The organism is Sporosarcina koreensis, assembly GCF_001531445.1.
In the GTDB taxonomy this organism is placed as follows: Bacteria; Bacillota; Bacilli; order Bacillales_A; family Planococcaceae; genus Sporosarcina; species Sporosarcina koreensis_C.
Map to the genome: position 1 here is coordinate 1 of NZ_LQYA01000070.1, position 14,917 is coordinate 14,917.

Annotated in this window: 16 protein-coding genes and 1 tRNA gene; 15 read left to right on the top strand and 2 right to left on the bottom strand. The window is 45.8% G+C overall.

Features of this window, described 5'->3' with window-relative positions; genetic code table 11:
* Positions 1–204: 204 nt before the first annotated feature.
* Entirely contained in the window at positions 205–765 is a 561-nt protein-coding gene (locus tag AWV70_RS10600) for an N-acetylmuramoyl-L-alanine amidase family protein (protein ID WP_060206877.1), read from the bottom strand.
* A 182-nt stretch (positions 766–947) separates the two neighbouring features.
* Between AWV70_RS10600 and hprK the strand changes: the two genes are divergently transcribed.
* From hprK to AWV70_RS10660, 12 genes are all read left to right on the top strand, one after another.
* Positions 948–1,898: an HPr(Ser) kinase/phosphatase gene (gene hprK, locus AWV70_RS10605; protein ID WP_060206879.1), complete on the top strand. Its 951-nt coding sequence runs from the start codon at positions 948–950 to the stop codon at positions 1,896–1,898.
* Positions 1,899–1,902: 4 nt separating this feature from the next.
* Complete coding sequence (lgt, locus tag AWV70_RS10610) at positions 1,903–2,709, top strand: prolipoprotein diacylglyceryl transferase (RefSeq protein WP_060206881.1); 807 nt, start codon at positions 1,903–1,905, stop codon at positions 2,707–2,709.
* Positions 2,710–2,723: 14 nt separating this feature from the next.
* Positions 2,724–3,668: a nucleoside recognition domain-containing protein gene (locus AWV70_RS10615; RefSeq protein WP_060206883.1), complete on the top strand. Its 945-nt coding sequence runs from the start codon at positions 2,724–2,726 to the stop codon at positions 3,666–3,668.
* On the top strand, positions 3,661–4,311 hold the full coding sequence (ppaX, locus tag AWV70_RS10620; protein ID WP_060206885.1) for a pyrophosphatase PpaX: 651 nt from the start codon (positions 3,661–3,663) through the stop codon (positions 4,309–4,311). Before AWV70_RS10615 ends, ppaX begins: the two co-directional genes overlap by 8 nt.
* Entirely contained in the window at positions 4,308–4,847 is a 540-nt protein-coding gene (locus tag AWV70_RS10625; RefSeq protein WP_060206886.1) for an acyltransferase, read from the top strand. The genes ppaX and AWV70_RS10625 overlap by 4 nt, the downstream gene beginning before the upstream one ends.
* Before the next feature lie 91 nt (positions 4,848–4,938).
* Positions 4,939–6,462 (top strand): tetratricopeptide repeat protein, encoded by a 1,524-nt coding sequence (locus AWV70_RS10630; RefSeq protein ID WP_060206888.1) that lies wholly within the window; start codon positions 4,939–4,941, stop codon positions 6,460–6,462.
* A 95-nt stretch (positions 6,463–6,557) separates the two neighbouring features.
* A complete protein-coding gene (gene trxB, locus AWV70_RS10635) occupies positions 6,558–7,508 on the top strand; it encodes a thioredoxin-disulfide reductase (RefSeq protein ID WP_060206890.1) in 951 nt (316 codons plus the stop codon).
* 510 nt (positions 7,509–8,018) lie between these two features.
* The gene (locus tag AWV70_RS10640) at positions 8,019–8,501 is read left to right on the top strand and encodes an NUDIX domain-containing protein (RefSeq protein ID WP_060206906.1); all 483 of its coding nucleotides are present in this window, start codon (positions 8,019–8,021) and stop codon (positions 8,499–8,501) included.
* On the top strand, positions 8,501–9,388 hold the full coding sequence (gene rapZ, locus AWV70_RS10645; protein ID WP_060206892.1) for an RNase adapter RapZ: 888 nt from the start codon (positions 8,501–8,503) through the stop codon (positions 9,386–9,388). The genes AWV70_RS10640 and rapZ overlap by 1 nt, the downstream gene beginning before the upstream one ends.
* A gap of 4 nt (positions 9,389–9,392) precedes the next feature.
* Entirely contained in the window at positions 9,393–10,376 is a 984-nt protein-coding gene (locus AWV70_RS10650; RefSeq protein WP_060206894.1) for a gluconeogenesis factor YvcK family protein, read from the top strand.
* Between the two features lie 27 nt (positions 10,377–10,403).
* Positions 10,404–11,351, top strand: coding sequence for a DNA-binding protein WhiA (gene whiA / locus AWV70_RS10655; protein ID WP_060206896.1), 948 nt, complete (start codon positions 10,404–10,406; stop codon positions 11,349–11,351).
* 152 nt (positions 11,352–11,503) lie between these two features.
* Positions 11,504–11,761, top strand: a complete 258-nt coding sequence (locus AWV70_RS10660) for an HPr family phosphocarrier protein (protein WP_060206898.1) — start codon at positions 11,504–11,506, stop codon at positions 11,759–11,761.
* Positions 11,762–11,864: 103 nt separating this feature from the next.
* On the opposite strand, the gene AWV70_RS10665 is transcribed toward AWV70_RS10660, so the two are convergent.
* Positions 11,865–11,936 (bottom strand) — tRNA-Arg (locus AWV70_RS10665).
* 187 nt (positions 11,937–12,123) lie between these two features.
* Here AWV70_RS10665 and clpP point away from each other — a divergent pair.
* From clpP to AWV70_RS10680, 3 genes are all read left to right on the top strand, one after another.
* The gene (clpP, locus tag AWV70_RS10670) at positions 12,124–12,732 is read left to right on the top strand and encodes an ATP-dependent Clp endopeptidase proteolytic subunit ClpP (RefSeq protein WP_060206901.1); all 609 of its coding nucleotides are present in this window, start codon (positions 12,124–12,126) and stop codon (positions 12,730–12,732) included.
* A gap of 574 nt (positions 12,733–13,306) precedes the next feature.
* Positions 13,307–13,885, top strand: a complete 579-nt coding sequence (locus tag AWV70_RS10675; RefSeq protein WP_060206903.1) for a LemA family protein — start codon at positions 13,307–13,309, stop codon at positions 13,883–13,885.
* The gene (locus tag AWV70_RS10680; RefSeq protein ID WP_060206904.1) at positions 13,882–14,703 is read left to right on the top strand and encodes a TPM domain-containing protein; all 822 of its coding nucleotides are present in this window, start codon (positions 13,882–13,884) and stop codon (positions 14,701–14,703) included. Before AWV70_RS10675 ends, AWV70_RS10680 begins: the two co-directional genes overlap by 4 nt.
* Positions 14,704–14,917 lie beyond the last annotated feature (214 nt).

Consider the following 14,917-nt stretch of genomic DNA (forward strand, 5'->3'; position numbering starts at 1 on the left):
GCTCAAAGCAAGTCATTCCGCGCTCAAAGTAATCCATCCCGCGCTCAAAGCAAGTCATTCCGCCTCAAAGTAATCCATCCCGCGCTCAAAGTAATCCATCCCGCGCTCAAAGTAAGTCGTCTCGCGCTCAAAGCAGGTCATTCCACGCTCAAAGCAAGCCGTCCCACATTCAAAGCAAGCCACCACGCGACCAAGCAAACCCCATTAAGTGATTTTCACATGAGACAGCCAACTCAGAATGCCGAAACACATTGCCCTCGCGCATTGAACGCGGTACGATCTAGATAGTAAAAGGCCTGCCTCTTCGCGATTTGTCATGAAGCCGCACTCCACTAAAACCGCCGGCATCTTCGTCTCCCGCAGCACAGCGAAATTTGCGGTTTTTACCCCGCGGTCTTTCCGTTCACATACGGATATCATTGAACGATGGATCAGTTCAGCCAACAGAGCAGTTTGTTTGCTCGTTTGCGGATACATATACGTTTCAATGCCTTGCACTTCATTCCAATCGTTTCCACATGCATTTGCATGGATAGACACAAATGCATCCCCATCTAGCCTATTTGCTAGTGTTGTTCTTTCCGCTAAAGGCGCATCACGGCCATTCTCGTGTGTACAAAAGACATCGACCCCCTCCAGCAGCAAATAGTGCCTAAGCAGTTCTGCCACCTCCGAATTGAAATGGAACTCCAGCAGTCTGCCATCGGGCGAACGTTTCCCGGGTGTATTCGGTCCGTGTCCTGCATCTAGTATGATAGTTGCCATCTGATCTCCTCCTCGCCAGCTATATAGTTTGTTTCGCATCATTAGTGGACAAATTCGGACGAAATCATTTCAAATGAGAATGTTCATGGTAAAATGGAGGGCAGGGAAGACTTGACGTGTCACAATCCTTTCGCTTCAAGAAGCGGTCGGAAACATGGCCAACATAGAAAGGCGGCGAGTTAATGTCGGTTGTCACAGTGGAAGACGTTCAAAATCGTTTTGGACTTGAAATTGTTGCAGGCGTTGCAGGTATTGAACGCAATGTCCTTACGAGCGACATATCCCGGCCGGGTTTGGAAATGGCCGGCTATTTCGATTTTTATCCGGCAACACGAATTCAACTGCTCGGAAAAACAGAGCTTTCCTTTTTTAACAAACTGGATGAGGCGGAACGGCTGAGTCGGATGGACCAACTCTGTACGACAGAAACACCGGCTTTCATCCTTGCACATAATATCAATTGCCCGATTGAACTTCATCAAATTGCGGAAGAGCGGGGCATTCCAGTGATGCAAACGGAGCATCCGACGACTCGGTTTTCGGGCATGCTGACGAATTTTCTGGAAGGCCGGTTGGCGCCAATGACAACGGTTCATGGTGTACTTGTCGATGTGTATGGAATCGGTGTGTTGATTACAGGAAAGAGCGGAGTAGGGAAAAGTGAAACTGCTTTGGAGCTCGTGAAACGCGGCCATCGTCTTGTCGCGGATGATGCTGTTGAAATTAGGCAAGTAGCAAAGAACGTCTTAATCGGGAATGCGCCGAAGCTTTTGAGCCATATGCTCGAAATCCGGGGCGTCGGCATCATAGATATGATGACATTGTTTGGCGCGAGTGCTGTGAAAGACGATAAACGGATTCTGATGGTCATTGATTTGGAAGCGTGGGATCCGGATAAAGTGTATGACCGTTTGGGCATCGATGAAGAAAAGATGAAAATCATGGATTCGGATTTGACGAAGCTCACTGTACCGGTGAGACCAGGACGGAATCTATCCGTCATTATTGAAGTGGCCGCCATGGATTATCGGATGAAACGGTTGGGTATTAATGCAGCGGAAACGTTTTCGAGAAAGCTGGATTTGGCGATTAGTCAAGATGCAGGGAAATCTGATGAAGAGGGGATAGAGTAGCCTAATGTTTGATTTACTAACGATTGACCCGACGGCCTTCAGTCTAGGGCCAATAGATATCCGGTGGTATGGGATTTTAATAACGACCGGCATTATTCTTGCATTCATTGTCGTTCAAAAAGAGATGGTAAAGAGGGGAATGCACCCGGATTTCTTAACGGACCTGCTTATTTGGGCAGTGCCGATTTCCATCATAAGCGCAAGAATTTACTATGTCATCTTTTCTTGGGATTCCTATAAGGATAATCCCGCAGATATCATCAAAATTTGGGAAGGCGGCATTGCCATCCATGGGGCTTTGATCGGGGCATTTTTGACGACTTACTTTTATACGAAACGCCGCGGTATTTCGTTCTGGAAAGTGGTGGACATTGCGGTGCCAGGGATATTGATCGGTCAAATCATCGGCCGATGGGGGAACTTCATTAATCAGGAAGCACATGGCGGTCCAGTTTCGCAAAAGTTTCTGGAAAACACATGGATTCCCGATTGGATCATGAACCAAATGACGATTGACGGCGTAACTTATCATCCGACATTCCTCTATGAATCATTATGGAATGTTGTCGGACTGATTATCATTCTGCTCTTACGTCGAGTTCGATTGAAGCGGGGCGAAATGTTCTTCTTCTATTTGACATGGTATTCAATCGGACGATTCTTTATCGAAGGGATGAGGACTGACAGTTTGTACGGTGGGGATCTACGTGCTGCTCAGATCGTCTCCATCATCGCGATACTATTCTCAGTGATCATGTTCATTTGGAGAAGGTTCATCAAGAAAGTCAAAGTCGTATATCAAGATAAATAGAAGAGGGATGGGAAATGCAGACGCTTCGTAATGGGTTGACAGCTGGTTTGAAGACGACGTGGACATTAGGGAAAATCATTTTCCCAATCACCGTCCTCATCGTCATTTTGCAACATACACCTGTATTGCCTTGGCTAGTGAAGTTGATATCGCCCTTCATGGGATTGTTCGGACTGAGCGGTGAAGCCGCGATTCCACTAGTGCTCGGCAATGCATTGAATTTATATGCAGGCATCGCCGGAATCCTTTCACTCGAGCTGACAGTGAAAGAAGTTTTCATTTTGGCTGTTATGCTCAGTTTTGCACATAATATGTTCATCGAGACGGGTGTCGCTTTAAAGGTCGGCGTCAAATTGTGGATTGTGCTCGTCGTGCGATTCGGTTTGGCGGCGTTCTCCGGCATCATCATCAATTTGTTCTGGAAGGGCGGCGGTGACATTGCAAAGTATGGCATGGCACCTGAAGTGGCAGCCGCTCCGGATGGATGGCTGGAAATCGGATTGCTTGGATTACAGAAAGCGTCGTTCGGCGTATTGCAACTAGCGCTGATCGTCATTCCGCTCATGCTCGTCGTCCAATTTTTGAAGGACCGCAACTACTTGCAGAAGTTCTCGGAAAAACTGGCGCCATTCACGAAAGTTATCGGTGTTCAACCAAACGCTTCCATGACATTGGTTGCCGGCCTCGTCATCGGTCTTGCATACGGTGCAGGTGTCATGATCCAAGCGGTACAGGAAGATGGCGTCAGTAAAAAGGATGCGACGCTCGCTTTCATTTTCCTGGTTGCCTGTCACGCGGTCGTTGAAGATACGCTCATTTTCGTGCCTTTGGGCATTCCGGTTCTGCCGTTGCTCATCATTCGACTCGTCACTGCTTTCGTTTTGACGATTGCGATTGCTTACATGTGGAAACAGGCAGAACGAAAGAGAGAGAAGGAGGTAACAGTTCTGAATGGATAAAATCACAACATTGTTATTTGACTTCGATGGAACGTTACTAGACACAAACGAACTCATCATTCAAACGTTCCAAACGGTTTTGAATGCACATTATCCGGGAAGGTTTGAAAGGGAAGATATCCTGCCTTTCCTTGGACCGACGTTAAGGGAAACGTTCGAAAGTATCGATCCTGAAAAAACGGAAGAGCTGATGGCTGAGTATCGTACGTGGAATTTAGCGAATCACGATTCTTTTGTTTCCGAATTTGATGGGGTCACGGAAACGCTAAGACAATTGAAGAATAAAGGATTGAAAATGGCGATCGTCTCAACGAAGCGAAATGAAATGGTCATGAGGGGCTTGCGTCTCATTGAAGCGGAAGAACTCTTTGATACGATTGTCTGTTTGGATGATGTACAACATGCGAAACCTCATCCCGAGCCGTTGCTTCTAGCAATGGAACAATTGAACTCGTCTCCGCAGGAAACGATAATGATCGGCGATAATATTCATGATATCCTCGGAGGAAAGAACGCTGGAGTTCGCACGGCTGGAGTAGCTTGGTCAGCTAAAGGCGAGAAATTCATCCGGGAGCAGGAACCTGATTACGTGTTGCAGCATATTTCAGATTTGCTGTCAATTGTTGAGGGCGACGAGGCTTGAGACGGACCGAGCGTTATCCTGTCGAAGGAAATGCGAACTCCCTTTGGCATATTTATAAAACAGTTTCTTTTTTTAAAGTGGCGAAGAACTTTATTTTCATTCAAATCGGGCGGTATACTCCTTTCATTCCACTGAAAAATTTTATCTATCGGACGTTTTTAGGAATGAAGATCGGTGATAAAACTTCATTCGCATTGATGGTCATGCCGGATACGATGTTTCCGGAACGGATTACGGTCGGTGAGAATTCAATCATCGGGTTCAATACGACGATCCTCGCCCACGAGTATTTAATAGAGGAATACCGGATCGGCGATGTTATCATCGGCGACCGGGTGATGATTGGAGCAAATACGACAATCCTTCCCGGCGTGGAAATCGGGGATGGCGCAGTCGTCTCCGCGGCATCGCTTGTCAACCGGGATATCCCAGCTGGCGCCATGGCGGGCGGTAATCCGGTACGGATCATTTATACCGCCGAACAATTGGAGGAACGTCGGAAGGCTTCCCAACAATTGGAGGTTGACAAGAAATAGGATGACGGAAATAGAAGTTATGATATAATGAAGCCAGTCGATTGGAGGGACGTGTAAAGCGTTCCTTCTAATTTTTTTCGGAGGAATTTGATTGGACAAAAAGTATAGGAACATAGATAAGAAAGTCATTTCTTTTATCCCGGACGGTGAATTTTACTATCAAAAAGGCGTTAAAGCTATGCAGCGTGACCGCTTTGATGATGCTCATAAATACTTGCAACGGGCTGTTGAACTAAGCCCGAATGATCCACTCATCCTTATGCAATATGGCATTCTCATCATGGAAGAAGGCATGTTTGAGGAAGCTTATGAAATTTTGGCGGCGGCACATGGCCTTGATCCGGAAGAGGAGGACATCATCTTTTATTTGGCTGAAGTCCATGCTCATTTGGGCCTTCTTCGGGATGCGAAGATTTATGCGGAAAAGTATATAGCGCTCGCGCCGGACGGACCTCTAGCAGATGATTCGATGGAAATCATCGACTTTGCTGAGCAGGAGGAAGGCTTTTTCAATGATGAAGAAATGCCGGATGGCGAAGTGTATTTCCTGCAGGAAAAAGCAAGAAGGCTAATGGAAGAAGGTACGTTTGAAGAAGCCATCGATATTTTGGAATCGATCATTGTCGATTATCCTGATTTTTGGGCTGCATATAACAATTTGGCGCTCGCCTATTTCTATATCGGCAAGATCGAGCCTGCGAAGGAATTGCTGTATGACGTGCTCGATAAAAATAAAGGGAACCTCCATGCATTGTGCAATCTCGCCGTCTTTTATTATTACGAGAAAGATAAAGAGGAATTGGACGCGATGCTTGAGCTCCTCTTGAAAATAAAGCCGTATCAATTCGTGCACCGCTATAAATTAGGGGCTACATTTGCATTGGTCGGCAAGCATAAGGAAGCGTATGGCTGGCTAAGAAGCCTGCAGAAACGCGGATTTGAAGGGGACGCGGGGTATTATTTCTGGCTCGCGCATTCCGCATATTTTTCCGGTCATGAACAGGCGGCGAAGGAATCGTATGAAAAGCTTGTAGGGCTGGATCCGTCCAAGGCGGGCTTTGAGCCGTGGAAAGACGTGCCCCCTTCTGCCAAACCGGATTCTTATGAACAGGACCGTGAGTTTTTATTAAGTAAAATTACGAATAAATATAGAAGTGAAAGACTGTTAGGGTTTTATTTATTAGGAAAATCTGCACATAAACAGGAGATTGTCTCACATCCTACGTACATCGACCTCGATAAGTTGAGTGTCATCGAGCAATTGTTTTTGGCGCATAGCCTCGATTATGAATTCACGACGGAAAATGAATTTGACCATTCATTCATGCGTGCTTTGGAAGCGACTGAAATGCTGTATGGAAAATATAAACCGTTGGATCGGCAAGGGACCCATCTCTTTCAAATGTGGTTCACCCTTTGTGAAGTTGGTCTCATGCGTTCGTATCATTTCAGGAATCCGGCAGCACTGGCTGCAGCGGCAGATTATATGTTCCAATCATCACGTTATAAAGGGATTACAAAAACGGCTATAGCCAACAATTATGGCATTTCAGTTCCTACGTTAACGAAATACGTGAGTGACTTGATGGAATTTTTGCCGCAATTTAATGCGTAAGTTGCAGCGATGATCTTGTAAGCATATATATTGATTGACTCCAAGGAATCTTATACGATTTGGACAGTGGTATATGTACTGGAGGAGGATAATGTATGACAACCGAGAAAATATACGACGTCATCATCATTGGCGCCGGTCCAGCTGGAATGACTGCTGCAGTCTACACATCCAGAGCGAATCTATCGACTCTCATGCTGGAGCGCGGCATCCCTGGCGGACAAATGGCAAACACGGAAGAGATTGAGAACTACCCTGGATTCGAGACGATACTCGGTCCCGATCTTTCCACGAAAATGTTTGAACATGCGAAAGCTTTCGGCGCGGAATATGCGTATGGCGACGTAACGGAACTCATAGATGAGGGGAATTTCAAAACGATCAAATCCGGCAACAAAGAATATAAAGCGCGTGCCATCATCATTACAACTGGCGCTGAGTATCGTAAAATGGGCATCCCGGGTGAAAAAGAACTCACTGGCCGCGGCGTCAGCTACTGCGCAGTTTGTGACGGAGCTTTCTTCAAACAGAAAAACATCGTCGTTATCGGCGGCGGGGACTCCGCAGTCGAAGAAGGTGCGTATTTGACACGATTCGCCGATAAAGTGACAATCATTCACCGACGCGACGAACTCCGTGCGCAAAAGATCCTTCAAGACCGTGCGTTTGCTAACGAAAAAATCGACTTCATCTGGAATTCGACGGTCAAGCAAGTGAATGAAAAAGACGGCAAAATCGGTTCGGTCACGCTCGTTTCAACAGTGGACGGCACTGAAACGGTAATGGACACGGAAGGCATGTTCGTCTATATCGGCATGGATCCGTTAACAGCTCCGTTCAAAAGCTTGGGCATCTTGGATGAGCACGGCTATATCGTGACAAACGAAGAGATGGAAACGAAAGTTCCCGGCATCTACGCAGCCGGCGACGTCCGCCAAAAAATGCTTCGCCAAGTCGTCACAGCAACAGGCGACGGCAGCATCGCAGCACAAGCATGCCAAAAATACATCGAAGAACTCGCAGAGAAAATGGCTGCTGAGGTTTGAGAGTGAAAGGAGATCCGTTATCCGGATCTCTTTTATTTGCTTTCCGCAATATTTACCGTTTATTTAATGATGAATGTAACATAGTTCGCTGAAGGTTCACATAAACGGATGTGAAAACGCATAAAAGCTAAAAAATACGCATAACTTCTCTTACGTGCGCATAAACCCATAGAAAAGCGCATAAAAATTATTTATGCGTCTATTTTTCGATTTATGCGTCATTTACGGTTTTTATGCGCGAATAGTATACCGGGAGGCTGGAAGGTATTCGACTGGAGCTGACATTACGTAAGTAAACTAGGAAACATTAATCTTTCTTTAATATTCCTGTAACCGTCCTGCAATACAAAAAGGTTATGATAAGAATATCAATTGACCCCCCTTTTTAATATAGCAACATTTTAAAGACGATCTGCCCTTCAAACGGCAGGTGGTCTTCTTTTTTTGTCGTTTGCTTTCAAAACATTGTATAATGGATATAAGCGCTTTGATAGAAGTGAGGAAATGGTCATGCAAAGAATCGCAAATTTACTAGTCATTAAAGACAACCAAGTACTTTTATTGAAAAAACCGAGACGGGACTGGTATGTGGCGCCCGGTGGCAAGATGGATCCGGGCGAATCGATTTACAACGCAGCCGTCCGGGAGTTTGAAGAAGAAACAGGAGCGACACCTGTCCATCCACATGTTAAAGGCATCTACACAATGATGATCGTAGATAAAGAAACAAAAGAATTGTTGAACGAATGGATGCTCTATACATTCGTTGCGCGGGACCTGATCGGAACACCTTATGAATCAAACAGGGAAGGCCTGCTCGAATGGCATCCTGTCGAAAGTTTGAAGACACTTCCCATGGCGGAAGGCGACCGGACGAATTTATTATTTGCAGCCTCCCAATCAGGCGTGCAGTATGGTACATTTTATTATACAGAAGAGTTTGAACTATTAGAGGAACACATACAAAAATCAATGGAAGGTGACAGGGATTAATGGAGAATGAATTGCCGAACAGCGATGTCGAATTAGTTATCATCACAGGTATGTCAGGGGCCGGGAAAACAGTTGCTATGCAGAGTTTCGAAGACCTGGGGTTCTATTGTATCGATAATTTGCCTCCTGAGCTGCTCGTCACTTTTCTGGATTTGATGATGAAGTCGGAAAACAAGATGAGACGGATTGCCGCGGTCATGGATACAAGGGGCGGTGACCTGTTTGATGCCTTGATCGGGGCGTTGGATAACATGCTCCAAATGGACGGCGTATCGACGAAATTGCTGTTCTTGGATGCGGATGACGAAACGCTCGTCAGGCGGTACAAGGAAACGAGAAGGTCCCACCCGCTCGCAGAAGGCGGACTGCCGCTCACAGGCATCCGCAAGGAAAGAACCCTCTTATCTGAACTGAGAGGCCGGGCACGATCCATCTACAATACATCTGAATTAAAGCCGAGGGAATTAAGGGAAAAGATCATGTCGACATTCTCTTCTAAGGAAGACACTGCATTTACCCTCAATTTCATCTCTTTCGGGTTCAAACACGGCATGCCGATTGATGCAGACGTCGTCTTTGACGTTCGTTTCTTACCGAATCCCTATTACATCGAAGATTTGAAACCAATGACCGGTTTAGAGAAAGAAGTATATGAGTATGTGTTAAAATGGAATGATACGCAAGTCTTGATAGAAAAGTTGACAGATCTGTTTAAATTCATCATTCCACAATATAAGAATGAAGGAAAATCCCAGGTAGTCGTCGCGTTTGGCTGTACAGGCGGACAACACCGATCCGTATCGCTTGCCGAGTACTTCGGAAATCGCTTCAAAGAGGAATATAAGACATTGATTACCCATCGGGATGTAGAGAAGAGAAAGGGTTGACACCATGTTGCAATCCGGGAAAATGAAGAAAATTGTCGTCTTTGGGGGCGGGACCGGATTGTCCACGTTGCTTCGAGGATTGAAAGCTTATCCAGTCGATCTGACCGCGATTGTAACAGTCGCAGATGACGGAGGCAGTTCGGGCAGGCTGTTGGATCAATACAATATCCCGCCTCCAGGCGATATCCGTCAAGTCATGGCAGCGCTTTCAGATGTAGAGCCGTTAATTGAGAAAATGTTCCAATACCGCTTTTCCAACTCGGACGATTTGAAAGGGCACTCACTCGGAAACCTCATGCTTGCTGCGTTGACAGACATAACTGGCGATTTTGCCCGCGCTGTTGAAAAGATGGGCAGAGTTTTGAATATTAAGGGAAAAGTATTGCCAGCCGCAAACCAAAAGATCACCTTGCATGCTGAGCTAGATGATGGCACAATTGTAACCGGTGAATCTAAAATACCGGTGTATGGGCGTAAAATTCGGAAGGTCTATCTGTCTCCACAGGAAGTCGAACCTTTGCCGGAAACGGTGCAGGTCATCAAGGATGCAGACTTGATCATTTTTGGACCTGGGAGCTTATATACGAGCATTTTACCGACGATACTTGTGAGAGATATCCGTGATGCCGTCCTTGCGTGTCAAGCGAAGAAGGTATACATCAATAACTTGACGACACAGGAAGGCGAAACCTATCAATACACAGCATCCGAGCATGTGAAGGCATTATATGATCATGCGGGCAGTCAATTCATTGACACAGTGCTACTGAACAAGACGGATTTTCAAACATTGTTAAACGGGGAAGAGCCGTCCGACGTCCAGCTTCCTGTAGAAAATGACATTGAAGCATTGCAATTGCTCGTCCCGACAATCGTCTTAGGAGACTTTTCGACGATTGCGGACGGAAGAATCATACATGATGCACGTAGGGTTGCATCTTGGATCATGGGTTATATGGAAGGTACAATCGTTAGCGAGGAGACCTGATCATCGCCGAGAGAGAGGGGGAAAATCATGTCTTTTGCATCTGAAGTGAAAAAGGAATTGACGCAAATCGATTCTAAGGAATGTTGTGTGAAAGCCGAAATCGCCGCCTTCATCAGGATGAACGGCGCTCTATCGTTTTCAAATAAACAATTAAGCTTGGACGTCCAAACAGAAAATGCGGCAATCGCCAGAAGGCTTTACTCAAACATCAAGAGGTTATATCCTTATAAAGTCGAGTTGCTCGTCCGCAAGAAAATGCGCCTGAAGAAGAACAACGTCTACATATGCCGAATTCGCGACGGAGCGAAGCATTTATTAGAGGACTTGTATATACTGACAGGAACCTTTCAATTTAAAAACGAGATTGTAGAGCAATTGGTAAAAAAGAAATGCTGCCAGAAATCCTATTTGCGTGGAGCATTCCTTGCAGGCGGTTCTGTCAACAATCCCGAAACCTCCTCCTACCATTTGGAGATTTTCTCTTTTTACAAAGAGCATAGCGAAGCGTTAGTGGATTTGATGAATAAATACCAATTGAATGCAAAATCGATTGAACGGAAGAAAGGTTACATCGCCTATTTGAAAGAGGCGGAGAAAATTTCGGATTTTCTTGGGATCATCGGTGCACACGTTTCGTTGATGAAATTCGAGGATATCCGGATCCTAAGAGATATGCGGAACAGCGTCAATCGCCTCGTCAATTGCGAAACTGCCAATATGAATAAAACAATCGGTGCGGCACAGCGGCAAGTCGAAAACATTAAATTGATCCAAAGCACAATCGGGTTGGATCAATTGCCTGATCGCCTACAGGAAATTGCCCAGCTGCGCATCGATAACCAGGACGTCACATTGAAAGAGCTCGGTGAAATGGTGAGCGGCGGGACAGTAAGTAAATCCGGCGTGAATCATCGTCTTCGTAAAATTGAAGAAATCGCGGAAAATCTCCGCAGCGGAGGAATTGTAAGCCGTTAAAGTGAAACTTCAATCGGTAGAGGTTCCTTTCTCCACTGATTGTTAGTTGAACCAATCGGGCTTTTAGTGGCTGTCGATCCCCACAAGTGGGGACCTTACAGCCAGTTAATGCGGGATAAAAATAGAAACGTATCAGAAAGGAGTCGAATAATTTGGCAGAAAAAACGGTTGAAGTAAAAATGAAGACAGGTTTACAAGCACGACAAGCTGCTCTTTTCGTTCAAGAAGCGAATCGCTTCACGTCAGACGTCTTCTTGAAAAGGGATGAACGTCAAGTGAACGCAAAAAGCATCATGGGTGTAATGAGTTTGGCGATCGCAAGAGGTGCTGAAGTGACATTAATCGCAGAAGGCGTCGACGAAGAACAAGCAATCGAAACCCTTTCCACACTTGTTGAGAAGGAAAATTAACATAAAAACAGCCGTTTCCCTATGTAGAATTAGGAGACGGCTGAAAATAAAAAAGCCGTAAACATGTAGTACATGTTTACAGGCTTCTTTCTAAACTTCATAACGCCCTCGGCAGGAGTCGAACCCACATTTTAAGAACCGGAATCTTACGTGCTATCCATTGCACCACGAGGGCAAGCTAGTGCTGTTAGTAGTAACAGACAAGATTCATTATACAAAGAAAGTGGTATGATTGCAATACCTAATTTCAAAAGCGTTATATTTGACCTTTATTGACCATAATAGGTATGATAGACATACAGTTGAAACAACTGGTTTCAGCAGAACGAAAATCCTGACCCATTCATAAGGAGGAAATAAACATGAATCTAATACCTACAGTCATTGAGCAAACGAACCGGGGAGAACGCGCTTATGACATCTACTCCCGTTTATTGAAAGACCGGATTATCATGCTAGGAAGCGCAATCGACGACAACGTCGCAAACTCGATTGTTGCCCAATTGCTTTTCCTTGAAGCAGAAGATCCAGAGAAAGACGTATCGATCTATATTAATAGCCCGGGAGGCAGCATCACAGCGGGTATGGCGATTTACGATACGATGCAATTCATCAAGCCGGACATTCAAACAATCTGTATCGGTATGGCTGCATCAATGGGATCATTCCTGTTGACAGCAGGAACAAAAGGGAAACGTTATGCGCTTCCTAACGCCGAAGTAATGATTCACCAACCACTTGGCGGAGCGCAAGGGCAAGCGACTGAAATCGAAATCGCAGCAAAACGGATCCTCTTCCTACGTGAAAAATTGAACACGATCCTTTCCGAGCGCACAGGCCAACCTGTTGAAGTCATCGCGAAAGATACAGACCGTGATAACTTCATGACGGCTGAACGTGCGAAAGAATATGGTTTGATTGACCACATCATCACACGCAGCGACATGAAAGAATTAGACGCGAAGAAATAATTATTGATTGATGGCCGACCCGGGCGAACTGGGTCGGTTTTTTTATGTTTTGCGGATTATCGATCATTTCCCAAGATATATGGTCATTTTGGGACCTTTGATGCACACGAGTATTCTGTCTTATTGTCGGAATCAATCCATGTTCGCTTCCAGGGTCCATCTTTTGGCTCATTCTTTCGCCGGCAAGGTCCATTCTTTACGTCTCAAGGTCCTTTCTTCGGGGTTACGGGTCCATTCTTTTGAACAAGGGCCCATTCTTCGTCGCTCAAGGTCCATTCTTTTGAACAAGAGCTCCATTATTCTGTCAAGGACTCCATTATTTCGTCAAAGGCTCCATTAATCCTCAGTTCTTGTACTGGGGGCAAGAGTTCTTGTTCTTCGAGGAAACTTCTCGTTTATGTACTCTGTGTTCTTGTTTGACAGTTATTCCATTCTTAAATTCCCCTTACACTCGATTTATTTCTGCGAGGTTTGAAACCTTTTCATGAGACATACGATAAATAGTATATCTACCCAATAGTTTGGGATGTGATGCCAGTTGGGTATTGCAAATATATCGAATGGAGGAGTAAAGATGAAAAAGATATTAGGACCAATCGCCATTATTGTTGTCATTCTGGTGATCCTTGGCGTCATGTTAGTGCCAAGCTATAACAAATTTGTCAATCTGGAAGAGGATGTCGATAAATCGTATGCACAAGTAGAGAATCAGCTGCAGCGTAGGCTTGACCTGATTCCCAACTTGGTGAACACGGTCAAAGGATATGCGAGTCACGAAAAAGAAGTGATTGCTGAAATTTCCGATGCACGCGCGAAGCTTGCAGGAGCAAGCGGACCGGAAGAGCAGGCGGCTGCTGATACGGAACTTTCAAATGCGCTTGGCCGATTGCTTGTCGTTGTGGAAAATTATCCTGATTTGAAAGCGAATCAGAACTTCACTCAATTGATGGATGAACTTGCTGGAACGGAAAACCGGATTGGCGTTGCAAGGATGGACTATAACAACGTCGTATCGGATTACAATAGACAAACCAAGCGTTTTCCAGGCAAACTTGTCGCTTCGATATTCGGATTCGATGAAAAGGAATATTTCAAAGCGGATGCAGCTGCGAACGAAGCTCCTAAAGTCGATTTCGGAGATGACAGCAAGTGATCCGTAGGACATTCCGATGCATGATCGCTGTATGTCTTAGCATCATGATCATGCCGGCAATGGCGTTGGCAGCTGACGTCCCGCCATGGAATGCAGCGGATTACTATATACAAGATCATGCCAATATCCTCTCAGCTGAACAGAAAGCCGAGCTGAATCGGTTAGGTGGACAGTTGAATGACGCGACAGGCGCTGAACTTGCGGTACTCACCTTACCGAGCATTGGGGATGAGCCGGTAGAAATGTACGCGTTACAAGCTCTTAGGGAATATAAGCTGGGAAAAAAAGGCGAGGACAATGGAGCATTGCTCGTCGTGACCACGATTCCGAATTCGGACGATGATAGGCACTTTGAGTTGTCAGTAGGCTACGGCTTGGAAGGCGCACTGCCTGACGGTAAAGTCGGCAGAATCATGGATAATGTCGCAGTTCCGTACTTGCAAAATGAACAACCCGATATGGCAATTATGAATGCATACAAATCCTACTATAATGAAGTTGCTGCAGAATATGGGTGGGACGGGGAGACCGCTGATGTAAACACGCTCGCTGGACAGGGCGGTTCAGGCATCGGAATTCCTGCACCTATTATTATCTTCATCATTATCTATCTGTTGTTCCGTTTCATGGGAGGCGGACGCGGTGGTGGTGGCGGTCCAGGTGGGCGAAGAAGAGGAAGAAGCGGTCCGGTTTTCTTCCCTGGCTCCTTTGGCGGAAGCGGTGGCTTCGGTGGTGGAGGCTTCGGCGGTGGTGGCGGAGGCGGCTTCTCCGGCGGCGGCGGTTCCGGTGGAGGAGGCGGCGCTGGTAGAAGCTGGTGATAAAACAAGGGGACAGTCCAGAAGGTTCCTAAATACAACAGGTGGAGAAAAACGATTTGTTTTTCTCCACCTGTTTTGGTTATAAATCCGGTTAAGCATAAAGCGTGGCAAGTGCTCATAAAGCGTGGCAAGTGCTCATAAATCGTGGCAAGTGCTCATAAATCCGGTTAAGTGCTCATAAAGCGTGGCGAGTGATCATAAACCCGGTTAAGTG